Raw genomic sequence first — 472 nt, forward strand, 5'->3', positions numbered from 1 at the left:
CGATGAACTTCTGGCCGGCCGCGCGGCCGCCCTTGACCCCGAAGGCGAAGACGGAACCGACGCCCTTGGGCAGGTAACGGCGCCCGCGCTCGTAGTGCGGATGCGACGGCAGGCCGGCGTAGTTCACATAGGTGACCCGGTCATCGGCCTCGAGCCATTCGGCAACGCGCTGGGCGTTCTCCAGGTGCTCGTCCAGGCGCTGCGGCAGCGTCTCCACGCCCTGCAGCAGCTGGAAAGCGGACTGCGCGGACAGCGACGGCCCGATGTCGCGCAACTGCTCCGAGCGCAGCTTGGTCAGGAAGCCGTACTCGCCGAAGTTGCCCCACCAGGACACATTGCCGTAGGACGGCACCGGATCGGTCATCTGCGGGAACTTGCCGTTGCCCCAGTCGAAGCGGCCGCTTTCGACGACGACGCCGCCCAGGGTGGTGCCGTGCCCGCCGATGAACTTGGTCGCCGAGTGGATTACGAT

Annotated in this window: 1 protein-coding gene; it reads right to left on the reverse strand. The window is 67.8% G+C overall.

The window, feature by feature from the left end:
* A partial coding sequence (locus AC5RVV_RS18045; protein WP_494002719.1) for a PLP-dependent transferase occupies positions 1-472 on the reverse strand: 472 nt, incomplete at both ends.

Source organism: Arthrobacter sp. MDT2-34-1 (genome assembly GCF_059091365.1).